The sequence below is a fragment of the Bacillus sp. NPDC094106 genome, assembly GCF_044764345.1.
Taxonomy (GTDB): domain Bacteria; phylum Bacillota; class Bacilli; order Bacillales; family Bacillaceae_G; genus Bacillus_A.
On sequence record NZ_JBIWHY010000017.1, the window covers coordinates 104064 to 128321 of the forward strand.

Below are 24258 nucleotides of genomic sequence, written 5' to 3' on the forward strand. Positions count from 1 at the left end.
ATCTATTCTTTTTTTGGTGGAAGAGGGGATCCGGCGATGGCTAGAAGCGGTCAGAGCCTGTTTTGTCCCCATGCCAAGTGAAAACAAAAAGAGAAAACGAGAGAAGGCTTTCTTTTGTTTTCAAAGCTTCGGCTTAGAGGAAAGTAAATCATACATAGGAATAAACATCTAAGATGAGAACCTTACTGCACACAAGTAGTAGAATAAATGATAAAAAACGAGTGTTTGTAGAAGTTTCACTTTATATAGAGTCAATGTTTCGGATACACTAAATAATATGAGGGTTTAAAGGAGGTATTTTTGCTTGGAAGAAATCATTCAAGAACATATTGATAAGTTGTTATTATTTATGAAAGAAGAAGCGTATAAACCGTTAACGATACAAGAATTAGAAGCTGCGTTTGGGATTGAAGATTCCGCTGGCTTTAAAGATTTTGTAAAGGCACTTGTTATGATGGAAGAAAAGGGACTTGTTGTTCGTACACGCAGCAACCGCTACGGTCTTCCTGAAAAGATGAATTTAGTACGCGGTAAGTTAATTGGACACGCACGTGGCTTTGCTTTCGTCGTTCCAGAGGAGAAGAAAACGGGAGACGATGATCTTTTCATCCCGCCTACAGAATTAAATGGTGCACTTCATGGTGATACAGTATTAGCGCGTGTTAGCTCGCAATCAAGTGGTTCACGTCAAGAAGGTACAATTGTTCGTATTTTAGAGCGTGGAACGAAAGAACTAGTTGGTACATATACAGAATCGAAGAACTTTGGGTTTGTTATACCTGATAATAAGCGCTGGACAAGTGATATTTTCATCTTGAAAAGCGCATCAATGGGTGCTGTAGAAGGTCATAAAGTAGTTGTGAAAATTACGAGCTATCCAGAGAACCGTTTAAGTGCGGAAGGTGAAGTTATTCAAATTCTAGGTCATAAAAATGATCCAGGGGTAGATATTTTATCTGTCATTCATAAACATCATTTACCACTTGCATTCCCAGAAGATGTAATGGAACATGCAAACAGTGTACCAGAAACGATTTCAGAAGAAGATTTAAAAGATCGTCGCGACCTTCGTGATCAAATGATCGTTACAATTGATGGCGCAGATGCGAAAGATTTAGATGATGCGGTAACAGTAACAAAGCTTGAGAACGGTAATTATAAACTTGGTGTTCATATCGCGGATGTGAGTCATTATGTCCATGAAGGATCTCCAATTGATGTGGAAGCAGCGGAGAGAGCGACGAGTGTATACCTTGTGGATCGTGTTATTCCGATGATTCCGCACCGTTTATCAAATGGAATTTGTTCATTGAATCCAAAAGTAGATCGCCTTACATTATCTTGTGAAATGGAAATCAATAATCTAGGTGATGTTGTAAAGCATGAGATTTTCCAAAGTGTAATTAAAACGACAGAGCGTATGACGTATGCTGATGTTAGAAGCATTTTGGAAGATGAAGACGAAGCGCTAATTGAACGTTATGAGCCGCTAGTGCCAATGTTTAAAGAGATGGGGCAGTTAGCACAAATTTTACGTGAAAAACGTATGCGCCGTGGTGCAATTGACTTTGACTTTAAAGAAGCTAAAGTGCTAGTAGATGAAGAAGGAAAACCGACTGATGTTGTAATGCGTGATCGTTCTGTATCAGAGAAGTTAATTGAAGAGTTTATGCTTGTTGCGAATGAAACAGTAGCAGAGCATTTCCACTGGATGAACGTACCGTTTATGTATCGTGTCCATGAAGATCCGAAAGAAGATAAATTAGAGCGTTTCTTCGAGTTTGTCACAAACTTCGGCTATGCGGTAAAAGGACGTGCGAATGACATACATCCTCGTGCACTGCAACAAATTCTTGAAATGGTTCAAGGACAGCCAGAAGAAGTCGTGATTTCGACAGTTATGCTTCGTTCGATGAAACAAGCTCGTTACGATGCAGACAGCCTAGGTCATTTCGGTTTATCAACAGAGTTCTACACGCATTTCACATCGCCAATTCGTCGTTACCCAGATACGATCGTTCATAGATTGATTCGTGAATATATCATTAACGGTAAAGTCGATAGCGAAACGCAAGCGAAGTGGCGTGAAAACTTACCTGAGATTGCAGAGCACTCTTCTAATATGGAACGCCGTGCTGTTGAGGCAGAGCGTGAAACAGACGAACTGAAAAAAGCAGAATATATGCTTGATAAGATCGGTGAAGAGTATGACGGTATGATTAGCTCTGTCACAAACTTCGGTTTATTCGTAGAGCTTCCAAATACAATTGAAGGTCTTGTACACGTTAGCTACTTAACGGATGATTACTACCGTTATGACGAGCAGCATTTCGCAATGATCGGAGAACGTACAGGCAACGTATTCCGCATCGGTGACGAAATTACAATTCGCGTTATTAATGTAAACAAAGAGGAACGTGCGATTGATTTTGAAATCGTCGGTATGAAAGGTACGCCAAGACGCAAATTCAAAGATCGTCCAGTTGTTATTGAGCAGCCACGAGGCGGCAGAAAGAAACGCAGTGATCGTGGTGGTGAAGAACGCGGTAACGGCCGCAAACATGAACGCGGTGGCCGCGGAAAAGGAGTATCCGGCCGTCCAGGGAAAAAGGATGGTAACGGTAAAAAGAAAAAGCCATTCTTTGAAAATGTCCCAGGATTTAAGAAGAAAAAGAAAAAGCGTAAGTAAGAATAAAGTGGCTTCGTTTATATACTGAGCGAAGCCACTTTCGCTTTTTATTTGATCCAGCTCCAGTGGCTAGAATCTACGGTCGCTTCGCCCCCTCGGACGAAGCAAAAAGCGCTTCTCTGTCGGGAGCTCCACCGCCCTAAGATTCTAAACGAGCCACTTCCGCTTTTCTTTAACTTTTGTTACAATAGTAAAAATAGAGGAGGGACAGATAATGCCAAAAGGTAACGGTAAGGTTATTGCACAAAATAAAAAAGCATTTCATGATTATTTCATCGAAGAAACATACGAAGCAGGGCTTGTCCTTCAAGGAACGGAAATTAAATCGATTCGCGCTGGGCGCGTGAACTTGAAAGATGCGTTTGCACGTATACATAACGGTGAAGTATGGGTTCATAATATGCATATTAGTACGTACGAACAAGGGAATCGTTTTAACCATGATCCACTTCGTACGAGAAAATTACTTCTTCATAAAAAAGAAATTGAGAAGTTAGCGGGCTCTGCAAAAGAAACTGGTTACGCATTAGTTCCACTTAGAATTTATTTAAAAAATGGATTTGCAAAAATGGCACTTGGTTTAGCAAAAGGTAAGAAGCAATATGATAAGCGTCACGATTTAAAAGAGAAAGAAGCTAAACGTGAAATTGCACGCGCGTTCCGTGATCGTCAAAAGATGTAATACAGATATTTACATTTGTAAAACGGCGCGCGTATGATATAATAACTTATGTAAGGTTGTTGCACATTGAAAAACAGCTCTTAGTAGCTATCACGATATTTCTTCGTATGCTCCATTTCTATCATGGGGACGTTACGGATTCGACAGGGATAGTTCGAGCTTAGGTTGCGAGTCGAGGGGATCGGCCTCGTTAAAACGTCAAAGCCTATAATTGGCAAACAACAAAACAACTTCGCTTTAGCTGCTTAATACAGCTTAGCGGTTCCTCCCTCCATCGTCCATGTGGTAGGGTAAGGGACTCAAATTAAGTGGACTACGCCGGAGTTCGCCGTCTGAGGGCGAAGGAAGAGAACAATCAGACTAGCAACTTGGAAGCCTGTCGATAGGCCGAAGAGTTCGCGAAATGCTAATATATCGACTACACTCGTAGAAGCTTAAGTGCCGATATTTTTGGACGTGGGTTCGACTCCCACCGTCTCCACCAATACATATTTGGTGGTTTTTTTATTTTGTGTAAAAAGAAGCATAAGATGGCCGTTTTGGCCAACTTATGCTTCTTTTAGTTTACGGCCAACTTATGCTTCCTATAAGGGCTATTCAATGGCATCTACAATTGCTTATCTTCCTTTTTAGACGTCAATGCCAATATTGAACAGAATAGGTGAAATAGAACCAACTGAAAAAGACATTTTGTTAGCTATTTGGGTGGAATTTCCATCTATTAACATGATGATAAATAATTATTATTCGTAAAAAAACAACACCAGCTTCAACCCACTAATTATTGAAGCTGGTATACTATAAGTATTTATTGATTAAAATTAACAAATGATACAGGAGAATATAATATGAGCGAATTAAATCGTAATTTACAAACAACAATTAATGTACAAAAACAAGCTAACCTCATTTGGAACGTGGCTGATATTTTAAGAGGATTATATAAACCACATGAATATGGAAAAGTCATTCTTCCTATGACAGTTATTAAACGTCTACATGACACATTAATGCCTACACGAGAAGCGGTGCTTAAAGCTTCAGAACAATGTAAAGATATGAACGACACAATGCGTAATCGAATGTTAGAAAAAGCAGCAGGGTATTCTTTTTATAATACGAGCTTATACACATTTGAAACGCTACTTGCAGATCCAGCTAACATCGAAACAAATTTTAGAGCGTATCTAAATGGTTTTTCAGATAATATGCAAGATATTTTAGCTAACTTTAAATTTGATATTGAGATTACGAATATGGCGGAAAATGATGCGCTTTTCTATGTGATACAAGAATTTAACAAAAAAGAATCCTATTTAGGACCAGATAAAGTAACAAGTACAGATATGGGATATGTGTTCGAAGAGTTAGTACGAAAATTCTCAGAAAGCTACAACGAAGAAGCAGGAGCACACTTTACGAGCCGTGATGTCATTTATTTAATGACAGATTTATTATTAGCAGAAGATCGTGAAACATTGACGGGACAAAATGTAGTTAAAACGGTATACGACCAAACAATGGGTACTTCGCAAATGTTATCAGCGATGATTGAGCGAATTCACGATTTCAACAAAAGTGCTGAAGTTGCAACATTTGGACAAGAACTTAACCCAGAAACGTATGCAATCGCAAAAGCTGATACGATGATTCGTGGCGGTAATCCCGATAACATGGCGTTAGGGAGCACGTTATCAAATGATCAGTTTGAAGGCTATACATTTGATTATTGTATTTCTAATCCGCCTTTCGGTATTGATTGGAAGAAAGACAAAAAGAGTGTCGAAGAAGAACATCAAAAAGGTGAAAACGGGCGTTTTGGTGTTGGTTTGCCAATAATCAAAGATGGTCAATTATTATTCCAATTAAACGGTCTTTCTAAATTAAAAGAAACAGGGCGTATGGCAATTGTTCATAACGGTTCAGCATTATTTTCAGGTAAGGCAGGTAGTGGCGAAAGTACTATTCGCCAATATGTTATTGAAAATGACTGGCTAGAAGCGATTGTACAGCTGCCGACTGACTTATTTTATAACACAGGGATTTCAACGTATGTATGGATCTTAACAAAAAATAAATCAGCAGCGCGACAAGGAAAAGTACAGCTCATTGATGCATCTAAAATGTTTGGAAAACGCCGTAAAAACATCGGTAATAAACGTGTAGATATTAACGAAGAATGCCGCAATATGATTGTTCAAGCGTATGGTGAGTTTACGAATAAAGAATATTATGTAGACGATAAAGTCGTGGAATCAAAAGTATTTGACAACCTTGATTTTGGTTATGTCAAAGTAACTGTAGAAAGCCCACAGCGTGATGAAGAAGGCAATATTATTTTGAAAAAAGATAAGCCAGTTGTAGATACAAGTTTACGTGATACTGAAGATATTCCATTAAAAGAAGATGTACAAACGTATTTTGAACGTGAAGTATTAACATTCAACCCAGATGCTTGGATGGACCGTAAAAAAGATAAAATCGGCTATGAAATTCCTTTCACACGATTATTCTACAAATATACAGCACCAGAGCCTTCAGAGTTAATCGCAGAGCGCATTAAAAAGCTAGAAGAATCAATCCTAGCCAACTTCGAAGTACTATCAGGTAAGGATGTGAGCAACGTTGACTAGAAAAATGAAGGATTCAAAAATAGAATGGATAGGTGCTATTCCGAATTATTGGAAAGTTGTACCGAGTAATTTATTCTTTTATAACTCTTCAAAAAAGGTAGAAGGAAATGTAGAACAGTTAACTGCATCTCAAAAATATGGAGTAATTTCACAAAGTAGGTTTATGAAATTAGAATCCCAAATGCCTGTTCAAAAGCGAGATCTAAGTGATTTGAAACAAGTTGATAAGGGAGATTTTGTTATCAGTTTACGTAGCTTTCAAGGTGGATTAGAAATAGCACAAGAATCAGGTGGGATTACTCCTGCATATACCGTTCTAAAAGAGAAAACTAAACAGACTTATGCTGGATATTACAAGTACTTTTTTAAATCAGAAATGTATATTCAGGCTTTACGTGGAACAGTATTAGATACTATCCGTGATGGTAAGGCAATAAGATTTAGTAATTTTTCGATGGTTCCAATTGTTTTGCCTCCTTTAAATGAACAAAAAAAGATTGTAGAAGTACTAGATGAAAAAACTAAAACAATAAATAATATTATTAGCGATACTCAACAATCTATCGAAGAACTAAAGAAATATAAGCAATCCTTAATTACGGAAGCTGTAACAAAAGGGTTAAATAGAAATGTTGGAATAAAAGATAGTGAAATCGAGTGGATAGGGGAGATGCCTAAAGAGTGGAATTTAGTAAAAGTCAATCGTTTATTTGCAATTAAAAAAAATATTGCGAATCAAAATGGATATGATGTTCTATCTGTTACTCAAAGTGGCTTAAAAGTCAAAGACATTACTCGAAACGAAGGTCAAATGGCGGCAGATTATAGTAAGTACCAAATTGTTAAACCTAAAGATTTTGTAATGAATCATATGGACTTGTTAACTGGCTGGATTGATATTGCAGCTCAAGAAGGCGTGACTAGTCCCGATTATAGAGTTTTTTATACTAAAGATATTGAATTAGTTTCAATTGAGTTTTATCTATACGTATTCCAAATTTGTTATACAAATAGAATTTTTTATGGATTAGGACAAGGGGTTTCAAATTTAGGTAGATGGAGACTGCAAACAGATAAGTTTTTAAATTTTTACTTACCATTACCTCCTATTAATGAACAACAAGAAATAGTTAAATTTTTAAATGGTAAGTTAGTTGAAATAAATTCTATGATTGAACAAAAGAAAGATTTATTAGAGGAATTAGAGCAATACAAAAAATCATTAATTTATGAGTGTGTAACAGGAAAAAAAGAAATGTAAGGGGGATGGGGATTTGGTTGAAATTAAGGAAATTCGTTTTGAACAAGACATTGAGACAGCTTTAACAACGAATGGTGGGTGGCAAAGTGAGAGATTACAAGACACTCACTTTGATACAACCATTGGACTAGATTTGGATAAGCTTATTGGGTTCATTCAAGTGACGCAGCCGAAGCAGTGGGAACGTTATGAGAAAGTTTATAAGGAAGATGTTCGCCGTAAGTTTTTAAAGCGTTTTAATGAAGAAGTAAGTATGCATGGAATGTTGCACGTTTTACGCAATGGTATTAGAGATCGTGGAGTATCATTAAAGGTTGCGTATTTCAAACCAGTTTCTAATTTGAATTATGAAACATTAAAAAATTATAATGCAAACCAGTTTACCTGTATACGTCAGTTTGCGTATAGCCCGAATAACAATAGAATGATTGATATGGTATTGCTAGTAAATGGTATCCCACTAATCGCATTAGAATTAAAAAATCAATATACAGGACAGTCAGTAGAAAACGCGAAAGTGCAATTTCAACAAGACCGTGACCCAAAAGAATTAGTATTTCAATTCAATACACGTTTTTTAGTATATTTTGCAGTGGATCACTATGAAGTCTTTATGACAACGAAGTTGGCAGGCAACAAAACATTCTTCTTACCGTTTAATCAAGGTTCGAACGGTCCAGGACGGGTTGGGGGTAAGGGGAATCCAGAAAATAATGACGGTTACCCAACAGCGTACCTTTGGGAACAAGTGTTGCAGCGAGATAATGTAATGGATATTATTCAACGTTTTATGAACTTGGAAATCAAGAAAGAAAAACAAGGCGACCGCGAAATGACGAAAAAGAAACTGATTTTCCCGCGTTATCATCAACTTGATGTTGTACGTAAATTGCTTGAAGATGTCAAAGAGAACGGCAGCGGTGAAAATTATTTAATTCAACATAGTGCGGGTTCAGGTAAATCGAATAGTATTGCGTGGCTAGCGTATCATTTAGCTTCAGCCCATGACGAAAATAACAACCCAATTTTTGCGTCTGTTATCATTGTAACGGACCGTACGGTATTAGATCGTCAACTGCAAAACACGATTATGAGTTTTGACCATACAACAGGACAAGTTGAAACAATTGATGATAGAAAAACATCACAAGATTTAAAGCAAGCGATTAATGATGGTAAGAAAATCATTATTACGACGTTACAAAAATTCCCGGTCATTTATCAAGAAGTAGAAACGGAAAAAGGTAAAAATTATGCGGTTATTGTAGATGAAGCACATTCGTCGCAAACTGGTAATAGCGCTCAAAAATTGAAAGCGGCTTTAGCTGACAAAGAGGCAACATTGCAAGAGTACCAAGAAATTGAAGAGGATATCGAAAATACGACGTTAGATGACCAAGACGAATTAGTGAAAACCTTGCTAGCGCAAGGGCGTCATAGCAATCTAAGCTTTTTTGCGTTCACAGCGACACCGAAAGAAAAAACGATTGAAATGTTCGGTACAAAACAAACAGATGGCAGTTTTGCCCCTTTCCATGTGTATAGTATGCGCCAAGCAATAGAAGAAGGGTTTATTTTAGACGTTTTGAAAAATTATATGACGTATAAAACATCGTATCGTATTGCGAAAGAAATTGATGATAACCCTGAGTTGCCAAAGACAGAAGCGGTGCGAGCGATTGCACGTTATCAATCGTTTCACCCTTGGGTATTACGTCAAAAGACTGAGGTAATGGTCGAGCAATTCCGTGAAGTAACAAAAAAAGCGATTGGCGGTAAAGGAAAAGCAATGGTCGTTACACCTTCTCGCTTACACGCTGTGCGTTATATGCAGGAGTTTAAAACATACATTGAGGAAAAAGGCTATATAGATTTAGATGTACTAGTGGCTTTCTCAGGTACAGTAAACGATGATGGTATAGAGTATACGGAGCCAAGTATGAATGTAACGAAAGATGGCGAACGTATTAAGGAGAATCAATTAAAGGAAGCGTTTCATACAGATGACTTTAATATTTTAATTGTAGCTGAAAAATATCAAACAGGTTTTGATGAGCCATTACTACATACGATGTTCGTTGACAAAAAATTAAGTGGTGTTAAGGCGGTACAAACATTGTCACGTTTAAACCGTACAACACAAGGGAAAAAAGATACTTTTATTTTAGACTTCGTGAACACAGAAGACGAAATCTTAGAAGCCTTCCAACCGTTTTATGAAGTAACAACATTAGATAGCGAAATCAATATTAACTTAATTTACGATACGCAAAGCAAACTACGTAAATACAATATTTATAATCAAGATGATATTGACGCTGTTATTAAATTAGTGAAACAAGCACAAAAGAAACAAGATGAGCGATTATTAGGGCGTATTTCTAGTCTGTTTAAGCCTGTTATACAACGTTATGATGATTTGCCAAGGGATACACAGTATGAATTTCGTGTAACATTACGTAACTTTGGCAAATGGTACAATTATGCTTCGCAATTAGATCGCACATTTGACATGGAGCTGTTAGAGGAAAATATCTTTACAAATTACTTGTTAAAGTTTATTCCGAAAGAGCAACGAGAAAAGGTCGATATCGCTGATAAAGTAAAGTTAGAATATTACAAGTTACAGAAAGATTTTGAAGGCGAAATTATGTTAATTGCCGAGGATGGAGATAGTGGCGTCTTAAGCAATCCTAAAGAAATCAACGCAAGTATTAAGCCGCCTGAAGAACGTGATTCATTAGAAGAAATTATCCATCGTATTAATGAACGTTTTCCTGATGACTTCACAGAAGGTGACAAAGTATTAGTTGAAACACTGTATAAATCATTTAAACAAAAGCCGGATTTAAAGTTAGTCAATATGGCAAAGAATAATAGTTCTGAGATGTTTGAGAAGAACTTATTTAAAGATATTTTCCAAGACACTGTACTTGAAAAATATGCAGAAAACCAAACAGCATTTAGTAAACTTGTTGGCTCAGATGAAAATTATTACAACACAGTGTACTCTTTACTAGCCAAAGATTTATACAAGTGGTTTAGAGCACAGGCCTGATATTCTCTAATACTATGAAATGAAAAAGCAGTACATTCTTACATGATATTTATATCAATGCAAATAGTACTGTTTTCTATTTTAACATTTGGGTTAAAGAATATTATCCTATAAGTTTAATTATAGAATCTCAAAGAAGTCAATTAACATGTTGAAAATTTAAATATACATCATAAACCGATTACAGATAATTTGTGCCTTTTTAAGGAGAAGGAGTTAAGATAATGAGTAATGTTTCATTTTCAATAAATATACCCACGGATTCCGATGGCTATTTTAACTTATGTTGTCCTTATTGTAGAAATAAATTTAAGATTTTAGCATCGGAATTTAAAGAAACAGCTATAGTGAATATTTATTGTCCAATTTGTGGATTGGTGGATGAGTTTAATTCTTTTTATACAGACGAAGTTATCGCTAAAGCACATTCTATAGCACAAAATTATGTTGAAGATATGATATATCAAATGTTTAAAGGATTGGAAAGAAAAAATAGAGGAAATAAATTCGTGAAAATCAAAGCAGGTAAAAAGCCGAGTACCTATGAACCTGAACTCTATGAAACTGATAACCATTTGGTAATTGTTAAGAAAAAATGCTGTGATTCACATTTTAAAGTAGCTGAACTAGATAAGTGGCTTATACCTTATTGTATTTACTGTGGGGGGAAATAGAATATGGATTTAAAACAAATTAATAAATTAAGTAGGGATTTTAGAACAAATTCGTCTAGATTACTTTCAACGAAATATGGGTCTGAACAACAAGATTTATCAAGATTTTTATTATTTATTGAAAACAGCCCATTGATAATGGAATATATAAATGAATGTACACAAGAAACTATAAATTTTGAAGCTATATTAGGTAATAAAGGCTGGAATGATAAATTAGAGTTGCCATTAGATTCTAAAGAGGAAGTATCGTATATTTATCAGTTGTTAAAATATATTGAAACTAATAAGGCATATACTAACGTTAGCATGGGATATGGCACTGGAAATAAGTATCAAAACCATATTGATGCTTTTAATCATGAGGTGACAGTTCATTTAGTTAGCCATATTAGAGAATATCTTGAAGATATAATTTTTGGTATTGCGCCTGTTGCATTAGAAATTGTTGAAGAAGAAGAACAACCGAAGATATTTATTTCATATTGTTGGGATGATACGGTATTTGCTGATTTAATTGACAATGACTTTAAAGATATGGGGTATACTTTAACTAGAGATATTCGAGGGCTTAAATTTAAAGATAGTATTAAAAGCTTTATGCACTCGATTGGTAAACATGATTTTGTAATTAGCATTATTAGCGACAACTATTTAAAATCAGTAAACTGTATGTATGAAATATCTGAGGTAATGCGTTTACGTGAATATAAGGAAAAAATGTTGTTAGTAATTCTAAAAGATTCAGATGTTGCCTTTTTACCTTCGGAATCTGCTGTGCCGTCTCAAATTGCAGCAAATGTTTATTCTCTAGAAGAACAAATAAAATATATTACTTATTGGGAAAATAAAGAAACAGAGTATTTAGAAATGATTAGTAAAATAACACAAGAAACAAGTAAAATCCAACCTTTACAAGAATTAAAAAGAATAAAGAATATTTCAAGTAACATAAGTGAATTTTTATCTGATATAAGTGACTGGAATAATACTAATTTAAGTGAATTAAAAAAATCTGATTATGCAGCTTTTATAGAAGAAATTAATTCAAGTATTAAATGAACATTTGCCTTAAGCAGTACTTGACGCTATGTACATTAGTAAACAATTCGATATTTTAATCAATCTTTTTTATACAAACGAACTCCACACCAAAGCCTAACCTATGCATTTTGATCAATCTTTTTTCAAAATGCGTGGGTTTCTTCTATTATAAAATCAACACTCGTAGCACGTTTTTGATCAAACTTTGTTTAAAAGCTGCAATAAAATCAGTTGTAAGGTTTAAGTCAGTTTTAATTGAATGAATTACAAGGATTTTTTTATTTTTTGTTCGATACATCTAATCATATCACTGCACTAGTTTATATAAAGAGATAAGTGTCCATATTTATAATAGGATATTAAAAAAAGTGCGGTGTTAAAAGTGAGAAGTATCTATTCGCAAAGGAGTCAGTTGTATAGTTTGAAACCCATTGGTAGAGAGGAGTCTTATATTGAATCTTTAACAAGTTACTTGATTAGATTATCAGAAGCACATCAAGTTTATCCCTCATCATTAATCTCTTACGTTATTGCTCCAATATTGAATAAAGAATTTGGTATGTCAACACGAAACTAGACAATTTTTTTAAGGTGTTCCTGCCTGTACTGAACAGGGCTCAAATAGCCTAGCGTTCCATGGATTCTAACATTATTAAACCAGTTTACGTAGTCGTTCAATTCTAAGGTCAATTCTTCTAAATTTGCGAAATGACGACCGCGAACGAACTCTGTTTTAAAGATTTTGTAGGTTGCTTCTGCTACGGCATTATCGTATGGACAACCTTTTGTACTTAGTGAACGCTTGATTTTGAAGGTCTCTAACGTGTCATGAATCAGCTTGTTTTTAAACTCATTTCCTCGATCTGTATGAAATAAGGTAATCCGAGTCAGGTTTGTTTTCACCGCTGTGAAAGCTTGTGAAACAAGCTCGGCATCTTTCTTTTGACCCACGCTATGTCCTATGATTTCTCGATTAAAGAGATCAACTAATAAACATACGTAATTCCACTTTTTGTTCACACGGACGTATGTTAAATCACTTACGACTACAGCCAACTCTTCTTTCTGATTGAACTGACGATCGAGCACGTTTGAAATTTTTTCTTCGTTACAGTTAGCTTTCTTCAGCTTAAATTGTGCAATCGTATAGTTAGATACTAAACCTTGATTCTTCATAGTCCGTCCAATACGACGGCGCGAAACCACATAACCTAACTTTTTTAGTTCTACTTTTATCTTTCGTGTTCCATAGTTCTGACGGCTCTCTCGGAAGATTTCTTTCACTAGTGGCGATAATTCTTCTCCTGTATTTTGTGCTTGTTTTACCTCATAATAATAGGTTGCTCTTGATAATTGTAGGACATTGCACATTGCTGATATCGAGTATTTATGTAGGTTATTCTTCACTACTTTTACTTTCGTCCTAGTATCAGCGCCGCTTGCTTTAAAATATCATTTTCCATAAGAAGCTGTTTGTTTTGTTTTCTCAACGCTTCCAATTCTAGTTGTTCAGCCGTCTTATTATCTTTCTCTTTAAATGAGCCAGACGTATGATTTTGATTAATCCACCGATCCAATGATGATGGTGTTAGTTCGTATTCCTTAATGATGTCTTTCCTTGGTTTACCATTTTGATACAGTTGAACCATTTGGTGTTTAAATTCCGCTGTAAAAGTTCTTCTTTCTCTTTTATTTTTCGTCATAGTAGATTCCCCTCAAATATATTAGTTGTAGTCTACTTGACCTTAATTTTTTTGTCTAGTTCAGTGTAGCCTATCCAATTTCTTATCTATAGTACAGCTAGAGGCGGAAATAGATTTTATGATGGTGCAAAGACAATGAATGGTTTTGGAAGCAATGCGCTAGATATGGTAGGTGCTTTAGAGAAACTAACGAAGGTACAGCAATTAGGTATATTGACGTTTGCATCTATAAAAGAAGTAATACCATTACGTTATTTATTAAAAAATCATCTCGCATGGTGTCCAGTATGCTATGAAGAACAACTTAATACTGGGAATGCCATTTATAATCTTCTGTTGTGGAGCCTTGAAATGGTTAATACATGTTCAAAGCATAGGTGTAAGCTAGAAACTGAGTGTTTTTTATGCCATAAAAAGATTCCGATTTTACACAGGAAAAGCCAAAATGGATACTGCCCTTATTGCAATACTTGGCTTGGTACAGAAGTGAATTTTAATAGGTTTTCAGACGGAAATGATTTTGATTATAAAATAACTTTAATGGCAGAACAAATTATAAAGAATAAAGAACAAATCGAAATTTCAGCGAGTAAGCAACACATCATTAGAAATCTAACTCACCTTGTTGATATTTATACAGAGGGAAATATGCAAGAGTTTGCAAGGAAATTAAATTTAGCAAAGACAACCCTATGGGATTGGTGTAATGGAAAAGTTTTACCTCCACTATCTAGGGTGTTAGAAATATGTTACTTATTTAATATTTCACCAGTTAGTTTTTATATCGAAGATATAAGTTTAAATAAAGAGCAAATAGCTTTCAATGCAGGGGCTTATTCGAAAGATACTAAAAAAAGAGAAATAAAATTTGATTATGATACAGCTTTATCTATACTCCAAAAATATGCTCACCACTCAGACTCCACCGTATCAATGAATGAGCTAGCGAAACAGCTAGGATACTCCAAAAGAACGCTTTACAAGCACTTCCCGAATTTGTGTAAAGTCATTTCAGCAAAGAATGCAGACGGTATTAACGAAAAGGCAAATCAAGTTTACGTTAGGAATCGTCTGGTAATTGATCAACAGGTGGAAATTCTTATACAACAAGGTGTATACCCAAGTAGACGAAGAATTGAAGAAATGGCAAATAAGCCAGGGTTACTAAAGGACAAGAAGCTAAGGGATTATTTTAAGGAATTAATAGGAGATAACATTTAATTAGGTTAGGAGGTAACTTATGTTAAGTGAGCAGGAATTTCAAAGTTGGTGTACACTGATGGATTTCACGAAAGAAACGATTGAAACTGTCCAAAATATTAGAACATCGCCTCCATCTCGAAGCGTGAGAAGTTCAAAATATAATGTAGCTGGAAGATATCCTAGTAAAAAAATGGGGATGTCGATTCAATTTGAAAGTCACACCGTGGAGTTAGCAGCCATTTATTTAGCAGAGTATGATGACGATGTACTTGAATATTATGATCAGCCTATTACTTTGAAGCTAGATTATACTCGTGAAAATGGGCGGAGAATATCGTTTTTTTATACTCCGGATTTTTTAGTATTAAGAAGAGATGGTGTGCAGATTGAGGAATGGAAAACAGAAGAACAACTAGCTAAATTATCACAAAAAGATCCAGTTAGGTATTTCAAAGATGAGGAGGGGCGTTGGCGATGTCCGCCAGCTGAAGTGGCAGCAAGCCAAATCGGCTTAGAATTTTGTGTGAGAACATCGGCTGAAGTAAATTTAAACTTATACAGGAATCTTATATTTCTAGAAGATTATTTGAAGAATGAAAACTATACAGTATCTGAAGAAAAGAAAAGGGAAATAAGGAATATTTTTGCTTCCGAATTAGGAATGAAACTAGCTGAATTGCTTGTCCGCCTAAAAACAACAGATGCTGATGATGTATATACTTTGGTAGCTACAAATGAATTGTATATAGATTTAGGGCAATACATCATTGCTAAGTCCAGTGATGTCCCGGTCTTTTTAAGTGAACAGCATAGTGTAGCTTTTGAAAGTATCCGTTCAACAAAACCTGAAAACACTTATCCAGTAACAGCCCTTACTGTAAATATTAACTCAACTGTTATGTGGGATGGAGTTACATGGATAGTTGTAAATATGGGTTTCAAATCTGTTTATCTTTATTCAGATGAAAATGGTTTTTTAGAGCTGCCAAAACTGTATTTTGTTGAATTACTTAATAATGGCAAGGTAGTGCTCGAAGATGAAGAGAGCGTAAGTCGAAAGTATGCTCCCTATCTGGACATTTTATTAGAAGCGGGACCAGAAGAGCTAGCAATAGCTAATAACAGAATGGATTTAGTTAAGCGAAAGCTAAATGAAGAGGAAATACCTAGTAACGAAGCTTCTGAACGGACTCTTAGGCGGTGGATAAAAGATTATAAAGAGGGACAGCAATTATATGGGAGTGGGTATATAGGTTTACTCCCAAAGCATCAGAAGAAGGGGAATAGAGATCAAAAGCTTCCGACAGAAACCGTATCCTTAATGGAAGAGGTAATTGAAAGTGAGTATGAAAATCTTAAACAAAAAAATAAGATTATTGTATACGGACAATTAGCTAACCTATGTGAGAAAAAAAAGATCCCAGTCCCTAGTTATAAGACTTTTTGTGCAACAATTCAGAATAGAGACCGCTATGAACAAGTCAAAAAGAGGCAAGGAGATCGGGCGGCATACAAACATGAATCATTTTATTGGAACTTGGATTATAGTGTTCCACGGCACGGAGATAGGCCATTGGAGATAACTCATATAGATCATACTCAGCTAGATGTGCAGCTCGTATGCTCTAAAACAGGTAAAGTGTTAGGGAGACCATGGCTGACATTCTTAGTAGACGCCTATTCCAGAACTATTCTGTCTTATTATATTTCGTTCGAATCGGCTAGCTATAGGTCGGTTATGATGACTCTAAGAGAATGTGTACGTAAGTATCATCGATTACCAGGGTCCATTGTAGTGGATGGAGGGAAGGAGTTCCATAGCATTTATTTTGATACATTTACATCTATGCATGAAATTAATAAAAAAGAAAGACCACCAGCCAAATCTAGATTTGGTAATGTAATTGAGAGACTATTTGGGACTTCAAACTCTAATTTCATTCATAACTTGCAAGGAAACACTAAAATTATGAAAAATGTTCGCCAAGTCACTAAAAAAGTGAATCCTGTAAATCATGCTGTGTGGACCTTAGAAGCCCTATATGAAGCGTTAGAAGGATGGATATCAGCGGTATATAGCGATAATGTACATCCAGCTTTAGAAGGACAGACTCCTGACGAAGCATTTAATGAGGGGATACATAGAACAGGAGAAAGAAAACTAGAGTTCATTGCGTATGACGAAAATTTTATAGTCACGACTTTGCCATCCACAAGGAATGGAGTCGCTAAAGTAAATTCCCGCACGGGTGTGAAAGTCAATTATATAAATTACTGGAATCCAGCATTTAATAGTCCGGTATTGGAAAACCAGAGTGTACCTGTGAGATATGATCCATTTGATATAGGCATGGCGTATGCGTATGTAAATAAAAAATGGATAACTTGTACATCAGAGTATTACCATGTGCTAAAAGGGAAAACAGAGCGAGAGCTAAAACTGGCTATGGAAGAGATTAAGAAAAGAAAGCAAAATCATGCAAAAGGTTATACTGTTACAGCTAAAAAAATTGCTGAATTTATTAATGGGATAGAGGAGAAAGAAAAATTAATGGCTGGGAATCTAAAAAATACATTAGCATCTAAGGATAATCAACGTGAAGTTGAGTTGGAGTTACCTATATCTACTGCAACCAATACTAAAGAATTGATAAAAAATATGGAATTTCAAGAGTTCGAGATTTACCGAAAGGGAGGATGATGTTAGATGGACGAACTTGAAAGGAAGTTTAATGGTTTCGAGCTCTCTGATAAAGAAAGTAAGTTAAAAAAATTTGAGGATATTGTAATTGAACATCCTATCATCAAACAAGTGAAAGAACAACTTATTTCTTACATTCTTAATCCAGCGGGAACTTTTATTGTTTTAGTACTTGGGCCGAGCGGGGTGGGAAAAACCACCCTAGCACAAGTGCTAGAAGATTACTTCATTCAAGGGATGCGAGAAGAGTTAGAAAATGATAAAGGTAGAATACCTATAGTTAGAACTGAAATTGTGGGTTTCGACTCTGGAAAGTTTCACTGGAAAGATTATTATTATCGAACTTTGGAGGAATTACAGGAACCGCTGATAGATCATAAGATTTGTTTAGAAAATAGAAATGTAATTATGAAGAAGGATTATAACAGTAAATCACCTTGGTATGCTTTGAGAAGGTCCCTTGAAAATGCTTTTAGATTTAGAAATCCTGTGGCCTGTATAGTTGATGAAGCACAGCATTTGCTTAAGGTATCCGGTGCCAAAAGTTTGCAAAACCAGCTAGATACAATAAAATCGCTAGCTAACAATACGAAAGTTCCACACATTTTAATTGGAACTTACGAGCTCAAAGAATTTTTTAATCTAAGTGCACAGCTCAGTCGTAGAACAATAAGTATACAATTCCCAAGATACAGAGCGAGTAATTTGGAGGATTACCGTACTTTTCTTTCGATAATCCATATGTTACAGAAAGAATTGCCTTTAGAAGAAGAACCGAATTTACTTGAACATGCAGATTTTATTTATGAACGTACTTTAGGATGCATAGGGATACTCAAGGACTGGCTCACACGTTGTTTAGGAGATGCTATTTATAATAGAAGGAAAACTATAACTAAAGAAATGTTATATACATATGCAATGCCTGTTAATGCTTTGAAGATGTTAATTGAGGAAATTGAGCAAGGTGAGGATTTATTTGAAGAGAATGAACAAGATAGGTTAGATTTACTATATAAGATAGGGTTAAAGGCCAGGGAAAAAGAAAAAAGCGCTAAAAAAGATGCAACTCAAAAAAGTGGCGTAGGAAGGCGGAAGCCGCAGCGAGATCCAGTGGGAAAACAAGGATATTTAGAGGGATAAAGATATGTATATATCAAGACAGTGCTCAGCTAGTTATTTATATTCTCTGGAACCTATGAATGTTGGAACACCTATGGTGGAATGCTTAATGAGCTATCTTGGAAGGTTAGCGTTAGCGCATAATGTTGAGCTAACAAAGCTTGCGGCTCATATTATAGCATTACACCCATGTAAGCGTTCTTTGTACCCTAAGCAATTTGCATCAGTGCCTCGTTTGTGGAGTGCCTCATTTTACGGCACGGGGAAGACAGCCACAATGATTGCTGAATCACTAGAATTATTAACATTACAAAAGGGTTTTAAGTATATGACGATGTTAACTTGGAAAGAAGTCATACATAATAGGATGTTTTCTTTTGATAAGAAGTGGTGTCCAGAATGTTTTGATGAATGGAGTGAAGCTAACAAAGAAATATATGAGCCTTTAATGTGGTATTTGACTAGTACAAATGCATGTTTAAGGCACAAAAGAAAATTGGAATATTTATGTCCTAACCCTAAATGTGAAAAATCGCAATCTAAACAGATAGAGTATCCAGGATATTGTTATAGGTGTGGTAATTGGCTAGGACAAAAAGAATATAAATTTCTTCAAAAAGAACATAATTTAACTGAACGGGATGAATGGATTAATAGAAGTATAGAAGAACTATTGGAAATAGCACCATATGTTATTCCACCTACAAGGGAACTAGTGTGTTCTATTGTTGAGGGAAACCTTAGAAATTTTTTTCAAGGGAATAAAAAAGAATTTTGCTTAATAACAGATATACACCCCGTTTATTTAAGAACTATTCTACGGGAGTCACTAAGGCTACCGTTACGATCTCTCCTATCATTAAGTTATTATACAAAGACCCCTTTGTTAGAGTTAATGGGTTTATCAATCATATAAAGATTTTAATGAATAAGCTAGTAATTTTGAATATCCTATGCAGCTAATAGGTATTTTTATTTGCTGTTTTGTGAAATTCACGGTCAGCTTATGGGTTAATAATTAACACACGGCCAACTTATGCTTCCAATTCCGTTGAATAATTAGATGATTATCTACAAAAATAAGTGTTTTCTGGCCAACTTATGCTTCCAACTGCGGCCAACTTATAGGTAAAGTGACATTGTGTGTGATATGAACCATAAGTTTGCCGGAACGGCAAGCTTATGGTTCTTTTTGTTTGCGGCAAACTTATGCTTCGCTAAAGTCGTAATTATTTATAGCTACAATTAAGATTTTTATTATAAGGTGTTTCATTAAAAAATGGTTTAGGCTATAGAAAAAAGAATTAGACTGTTAAAACATGGTTGTAGACTGATAAGGTGTTTTCTTTAATGGAAGCCTTAAAAAGAGAATACAAAGAAGAATTAGATGTGGAAATTAATATCATAAAACTATTATGGGTAGCTGAAAACTTTTTTGAGTATGAGAATAAAAAGGAACAAGGAATTGAATTTTATTACCTAATTGAAGTTTCAACAAACACATCAATTTACGAACAAAGAAGTTTTGAAGGTTATGAGCATGAATCTAATTCAGTATTAAAGTTCAGATGGTTTAAAATCGATAACAACAGAAATGAATGTTCTATTAAACCGTTTGTAATCGGGAGAAAAAATTGGATGTTCTCAAATACACCGAGAGGTGCTAGAGGAAGTGCCATCATGTATAGTGTGGTTGAAACCGCAAAAGAGAATGGTTTAAGTCCCTTTCATTATCTTCGTTATTTGTTTGAAACGCTCCCCAATATCGATGTAAACAATAAAGAGGAAATCGATAAAGTCTTGCCGTGGTCAACGGATTTACCGTCTAGATGCAGAGTACCGAAAAAAAGTGAAGCAAACAAAAAGTAACTCAAAAGCAAACAACTATTGTCGTATATTTTGGAGTTACTTAACGTTTACATTTATTAAGCTTGAGCCTCAGATAATTGGTATAATGTAGTAATATGAGTAGAAGGTGGAAAAGCTGATATTAGTAATCGGGCATACAAATTTCATATGCATCCAAATAAGTATTAATAACATTTCCCTCTCTGAACATAAAACTATACACATATTATGATAGATAATATAGGCGTTATTCTTATTATATTGCCCTAAAATAATCAAACCAGGTTATTCGAAGAAAGGAGTGGGAACATGAACATTGGTGAACGTATTCGACAAATCCGTATACATAAAGAATTTACGCAAGGGGAATTAGTATCCGGTATATGTTCTATAACGTATTTAAGCAGAATTGAAAATGGACAAATCAAACCTTCAGCTTCCTTTTTAGAAAAGGTCGCTGAAAAGTTAGATGTTGATTACAATTTTCTTGTAGATGCAGATTATGATGATATAGAACCTATGCTCCTTGGAATATGTAATAAGTATAAAAATGATAAAATTATAAGTGAAAAAGATTTATCTTCTTTAGAACTGTATGTTCGTGATATAGACTCTATTCTTTTATTATTAAAGGCTTATGGTGTTTTAATATACTATCATTCCCGAAATAATAACTTAGTATATGTAGAAGCAATTGTAAATCAGGCTGTGCAAGTTATTCCAAATCAAATAGCCCCCCAGTATACTGAAGATTATATATATTATTTAATGGCTCGAGGTTATTATTTTTATAATAAACAAGATTATATGGCTGCACATGAAATCTACGTGAAGATAGAGAGTTTACTTGATCTAGAAGAAACTACTCAACACGCCAGTGTATATTATAATCTGTGCCTTGTAAATAAAGCGCTGTATAAAGATAAAAGCATTAGTCGTTTGTATGCGCAGAAAGCTTACAAAATATTTTTGAGATTTAATATAAAGAATAAAGTAATAGATACTTTGTTAATGCTCGCAATACTGTATGATTTAGATGGATTATATGACAGGGCTCTTGAATGCTTACAGCAAGCAGAAGGTGAATTGGAAGATAATAAAAATTCTATATATTCACCTATCATCTCGTACAATTATGGGAAAATTCATCAAGATTTGAAAGACTATACAAATGCTATTAAGTACTATGAAGAATGTTTGCAATTAAGTGAGTTTCTCGAACAAGAACATCAAAAGGTATACGCATTACGAAGCTTAATAGAGATTTATATAGAATTTAAAGATTGGAAAACTGTTAATGAATTTATGGATGAAGCGTTTGAGTTATTATCAATTTCTGATGTACCTTACGCTAATGTTCAACTATATGGATTGAAAGGGAAGATATCTAAATTAAGAGGAGATGATTATGGATATGAAAAACAGATGCAAAAAGCAATTGAAATCGGTTTAGAAAAGAAACAATATCCTTTAGTAAGTGAACTGGCTCATGAACTAGGAGGCTATTTTTTTGATAATCGTGCTTATAAAATGTCAGCAAAATATCTAAAAATATCAATTGAAAATTCGACGAATTAAAACAAACTAAAAATACATATATAGAGGGAGATTAATCAAGGATCTGGGTAATGATATCCGCAACATCCCCCTCTATGTGATTCTACAGTAATAGTAGGCATTGGATTAATATGATTTAACATAAGATAAATCACAAATAAAATTGGTTAAATAGGTAACTTGTTTTTATAAAAAAAATGAATTATAAATCAAAAATTTCTACTAATTCCGTTTAACAAAGGACATCCATTAGTATTTAAATTAACAAAGCAACTACTACTGGAGGTTGGAATTATGAAAATCAAAAAAAATTATGTCATTCTTACTACAGCTATTATGTTATCCGGCATTTCCTTATCTGAAAATATAACTAGTACAGATACTACACAAAATGTAGCTGTACAAACTAGTATAGAAGACATCCCAACTTTCTACGCTGATATTCAACCATGTGCTGATTAATTAATCCCCCCATATTCAAGATTTTCTTCAAATACATACCCCTATTAAATAATCCATAGATAAAAAACAGGCGGAAAGTAAGTTCCACCTGTTTTTTTATTATATTAACTTTGCTTTAAACGAAACTAAGTAGTTAATTTTATTTTCAACGATAGCAATATTTTTATTTGTACAAGGTTAAATCCTATAGAAACTTTCCTGAATTACAAAACATGTAAAATAATATAGAAAAAAACAACAATAATTTTAAATATTTTTAACTGAATTTTACTAATTGTTATTAACATAAATTAACACGTATATTTTAGGTACAGAAAGTTAGACAGCAAGGAGGTGGTTAATCTGATGCTAGAGACAAAAAGTTCTATAGATATGATAAACAATATAAATTATCATTTGGATCTTGGTGGGAAAAATAATCAACGTTTAAAAAACTTTTCAAATGAACAAGACGTATTGCCATATCATGTTTACAAACAGCAATTGAATAAGCAAGCATCCCAAAAAGAATCGATTAGTCTAGCTCAACCATTTATTCATATTAATACCTTAGCACAAATTCTATATGAAGCATTTCACAATCAAATATTTACAGCTTTGGCACCTATTCTATTTGTTTTCCAACCGAATATTGTAACTGGTATATCTACCCCAGGTGCTTATGCAATAGATTTTTATAATGATTATTTTATTCATTTAAAAGACATCAATGTTCAAGAATTTAAGGCAGGAATAGGTGAAGAAAAAGGACCTATAGCTATTGGATATATGATAAATCAAAGCGAAAGCATTCAGCATTCAAAAGAATTTATGTATCCAAAGTTACAGGACCAAACTGCAGAGTGTATGTTAGCCTTACAAAAGCAATTGCATATACATGGAGAGTTAGAAGAGCGAATTCAGCTATCATTTGATTTCAAGAAAATAATGATGCCTTTAATCGTCTTACAATGGATGAAACAGACAGCATTTCAGCAAATTCAAATGAAATGAACAAAAAGATTGATGGCACTGGAGATACAATGCAGCATACTTTATTTAATAAATAAGAAAGAGGGATACATATGGATGTGAAAAGAAAAGAAACGGGAACTAAGCGAAAAGTAGTAAGATATACGGGTGGAATTGCTATACTTTTATTATTGATATCCTTTATATATCAATGGAAAAGTGGTTTAGAGGTTGATACTACTGAAAACTTCAGTCTAGCATTAATTGTTGCCATTTTCCTTTCTAGTTTTATTCCTGAAAGAAAAAGAGATAGTAAATAATTGAATAAGCACTTGAGATCTATTTCTCAAGTGCTTATTCATGCAAATGTAAATTCAAAATAAGTGATAAAGGCTTAATATCAGTGATTACTTACTTGAATAACAACTCATTCCTATTTAAGATTCAATGCTTCAAGGACTTCTTCCTTTCGATTTTCCTTTCTCTTTATATCACTGAGAGATTGGATTTTTTAATACTGGGATATCCTTAACGTTGTAAATCCGCTTTGGTGGTATCCCTTTTCTTTTAAAGTTTTGGTATGTCAACACGAAACTAGACAATTTTTTTAAGGTGTTCCTGTCTGTACTGAACAGGGCTCAAATAGCCTAGCGTTCCATGGATTCTAACA

Annotated in this window: 16 protein-coding genes, 1 other RNA gene and 1 pseudogene; 17 read left to right on the forward strand and 1 reads right to left on the reverse strand. The window is 34.6% G+C overall.

Going from position 1 to position 24258, the window contains the following annotated elements:
* The first annotated feature begins 304 nt into the window (after positions 1-304).
* From rnr to ACIQ7L_RS21945, 8 genes are all read left to right on the forward strand, one after another.
* Complete coding sequence (gene rnr / locus ACIQ7L_RS21910; protein WP_400571619.1) at positions 305-2689, forward strand: ribonuclease R; 2385 nt, start codon at positions 305-307, stop codon at positions 2687-2689.
* Positions 2690-2903: 214 nt separating this feature from the next.
* Positions 2904-3371 carry an SsrA-binding protein gene (smpB, locus tag ACIQ7L_RS21915; protein ID WP_400571621.1) on the forward strand — a complete coding sequence of 156 codons (468 nt, stop codon included), beginning with the start codon at positions 2904-2906 and terminating at the stop codon, positions 3369-3371.
* Positions 3372-3496: 125 nt separating this feature from the next.
* Positions 3497-3855: a transfer-messenger RNA gene (ssrA, locus tag ACIQ7L_RS21920) on the forward strand.
* 364 nt (positions 3856-4219) lie between these two features.
* Positions 4220-6004 carry a type I restriction-modification system subunit M gene (locus ACIQ7L_RS21925; RefSeq protein ID WP_400571623.1) on the forward strand — a complete coding sequence of 595 codons (1785 nt, stop codon included), beginning with the start codon at positions 4220-4222 and terminating at the stop codon, positions 6002-6004.
* Complete coding sequence (locus tag ACIQ7L_RS21930; RefSeq protein WP_400571624.1) at positions 5997-7265, forward strand: restriction endonuclease subunit S; 1269 nt, start codon at positions 5997-5999, stop codon at positions 7263-7265. The genes ACIQ7L_RS21925 and ACIQ7L_RS21930 overlap by 8 nt, the downstream gene beginning before the upstream one ends.
* A 13-nt stretch (positions 7266-7278) precedes the next feature.
* On the forward strand, positions 7279-10323 hold the full coding sequence (locus ACIQ7L_RS21935) for a type I restriction endonuclease subunit R (RefSeq protein ID WP_400571626.1): 3045 nt from the start codon (positions 7279-7281) through the stop codon (positions 10321-10323).
* 224 nt (positions 10324-10547) lie between these two features.
* Positions 10548-10997, forward strand: a complete 450-nt coding sequence (locus ACIQ7L_RS21940) for a hypothetical protein (RefSeq protein WP_098645957.1) — start codon at positions 10548-10550, stop codon at positions 10995-10997.
* Between the two features lie 3 nt (positions 10998-11000).
* Positions 11001-12059, forward strand: coding sequence for a toll/interleukin-1 receptor domain-containing protein (locus tag ACIQ7L_RS21945; RefSeq protein ID WP_400571629.1), 1059 nt, complete (start codon positions 11001-11003; stop codon positions 12057-12059).
* Positions 12060-12614: 555 nt separating this feature from the next.
* On the opposite strand, the gene ACIQ7L_RS21950 is transcribed toward ACIQ7L_RS21945, so the two are convergent.
* A protein-coding gene (locus tag ACIQ7L_RS21950) for an IS3 family transposase (protein ID WP_400571630.1) occupies positions 12615-13744 on the reverse strand; the annotation gives its coding sequence in 2 pieces (ribosomal slippage) (positions 12615-13489 and positions 13489-13744; 1131 coding nt in all).
* Positions 13745-13879: 135 nt separating this feature from the next.
* Here ACIQ7L_RS21950 and ACIQ7L_RS21955 point away from each other — a divergent pair.
* The 9 genes and pseudogenes from ACIQ7L_RS21955 to ACIQ7L_RS21995 all read left to right on the forward strand — a co-directional run bounded on the left by ACIQ7L_RS21955 (position 13880) and on the right by ACIQ7L_RS21995 (position 23908).
* The gene (locus tag ACIQ7L_RS21955) at positions 13880-14965 is read left to right on the forward strand and encodes a TniQ family protein (protein ID WP_400571631.1); all 1086 of its coding nucleotides are present in this window, start codon (positions 13880-13882) and stop codon (positions 14963-14965) included.
* Positions 14966-14984: 19 nt separating this feature from the next.
* Positions 14985-17648 (forward strand): TnsA endonuclease N-terminal domain-containing protein, encoded by a 2664-nt coding sequence (locus ACIQ7L_RS21960; RefSeq protein ID WP_400571633.1) that lies wholly within the window; start codon positions 14985-14987, stop codon positions 17646-17648.
* 6 nt (positions 17649-17654) lie between these two features.
* Positions 17655-18791: an ATP-binding protein gene (locus ACIQ7L_RS21965; RefSeq protein WP_400571634.1), complete on the forward strand. Its 1137-nt coding sequence runs from the start codon at positions 17655-17657 to the stop codon at positions 18789-18791.
* 55 nt (positions 18792-18846) lie between these two features.
* Positions 18847-19686 carry a TniQ family protein gene (locus ACIQ7L_RS21970; protein WP_400571652.1) on the forward strand — a complete coding sequence of 280 codons (840 nt, stop codon included), beginning with the start codon at positions 18847-18849 and terminating at the stop codon, positions 19684-19686.
* A gap of 641 nt (positions 19687-20327) precedes the next feature.
* Positions 20328-20639 (forward strand): annotated as a pseudogene (locus ACIQ7L_RS28195) (transposase domain-containing protein); the annotation flags it as partial.
* A gap of 288 nt (positions 20640-20927) precedes the next feature.
* Complete coding sequence (locus ACIQ7L_RS21980; RefSeq protein WP_400571637.1) at positions 20928-22196, forward strand: helix-turn-helix domain-containing protein; 1269 nt, start codon at positions 20928-20930, stop codon at positions 22194-22196.
* Between the two features lie 273 nt (positions 22197-22469).
* A complete protein-coding gene (locus tag ACIQ7L_RS21985) occupies positions 22470-22637 on the forward strand; it encodes a hypothetical protein (protein WP_400571639.1) in 168 nt (55 codons plus the stop codon).
* 345 nt (positions 22638-22982) lie between these two features.
* Positions 22983-23630 carry a hypothetical protein gene (locus ACIQ7L_RS21990; RefSeq protein WP_400571640.1) on the forward strand — a complete coding sequence of 216 codons (648 nt, stop codon included), beginning with the start codon at positions 22983-22985 and terminating at the stop codon, positions 23628-23630.
* A 77-nt stretch (positions 23631-23707) separates the two neighbouring features.
* Positions 23708-23908, forward strand: a complete 201-nt coding sequence (locus ACIQ7L_RS21995; RefSeq protein WP_400571654.1) for a hypothetical protein — start codon at positions 23708-23710, stop codon at positions 23906-23908.
* The last annotated feature ends 350 nt before the right edge of the window (positions 23909-24258 follow it).

Coding starts and splice junctions, on each gene's coding strand:
- smpB (WP_400571621.1), top strand. CDS start 2,904: ATGCCAAAAGGTAACGGTAAGGTTATTGCACAAAATAAAAAAGCATTT.
- ACIQ7L_RS21925 (WP_400571623.1), top strand. CDS start 4,220: ATGAGCGAATTAAATCGTAATTTACAAACAACAATTAATGTACAAAAA.
- ACIQ7L_RS21940 (WP_098645957.1), top strand. CDS start 10,548: ATGAGTAATGTTTCATTTTCAATAAATATACCCACGGATTCCGATGGC.
- ACIQ7L_RS21945 (WP_400571629.1), top strand. CDS start 11,001: ATGGATTTAAAACAAATTAATAAATTAAGTAGGGATTTTAGAACAAAT.
- ACIQ7L_RS21955 (WP_400571631.1), top strand. CDS start 13,880: ATGAATGGTTTTGGAAGCAATGCGCTAGATATGGTAGGTGCTTTAGAG.
- ACIQ7L_RS21960 (WP_400571633.1), top strand. CDS start 14,985: ATGTTAAGTGAGCAGGAATTTCAAAGTTGGTGTACACTGATGGATTTC.
- ACIQ7L_RS21965 (WP_400571634.1), top strand. CDS start 17,655: ATGGACGAACTTGAAAGGAAGTTTAATGGTTTCGAGCTCTCTGATAAA.
- ACIQ7L_RS21970 (WP_400571652.1), top strand. CDS start 18,847: ATGAATGTTGGAACACCTATGGTGGAATGCTTAATGAGCTATCTTGGA.
- ACIQ7L_RS21980 (WP_400571637.1), top strand. CDS start 20,928: ATGAACATTGGTGAACGTATTCGACAAATCCGTATACATAAAGAATTT.
- ACIQ7L_RS21985 (WP_400571639.1), top strand. CDS start 22,470: ATGAAAATCAAAAAAAATTATGTCATTCTTACTACAGCTATTATGTTA.
- ACIQ7L_RS21990 (WP_400571640.1), top strand. CDS start 22,983: ATGCTAGAGACAAAAAGTTCTATAGATATGATAAACAATATAAATTAT.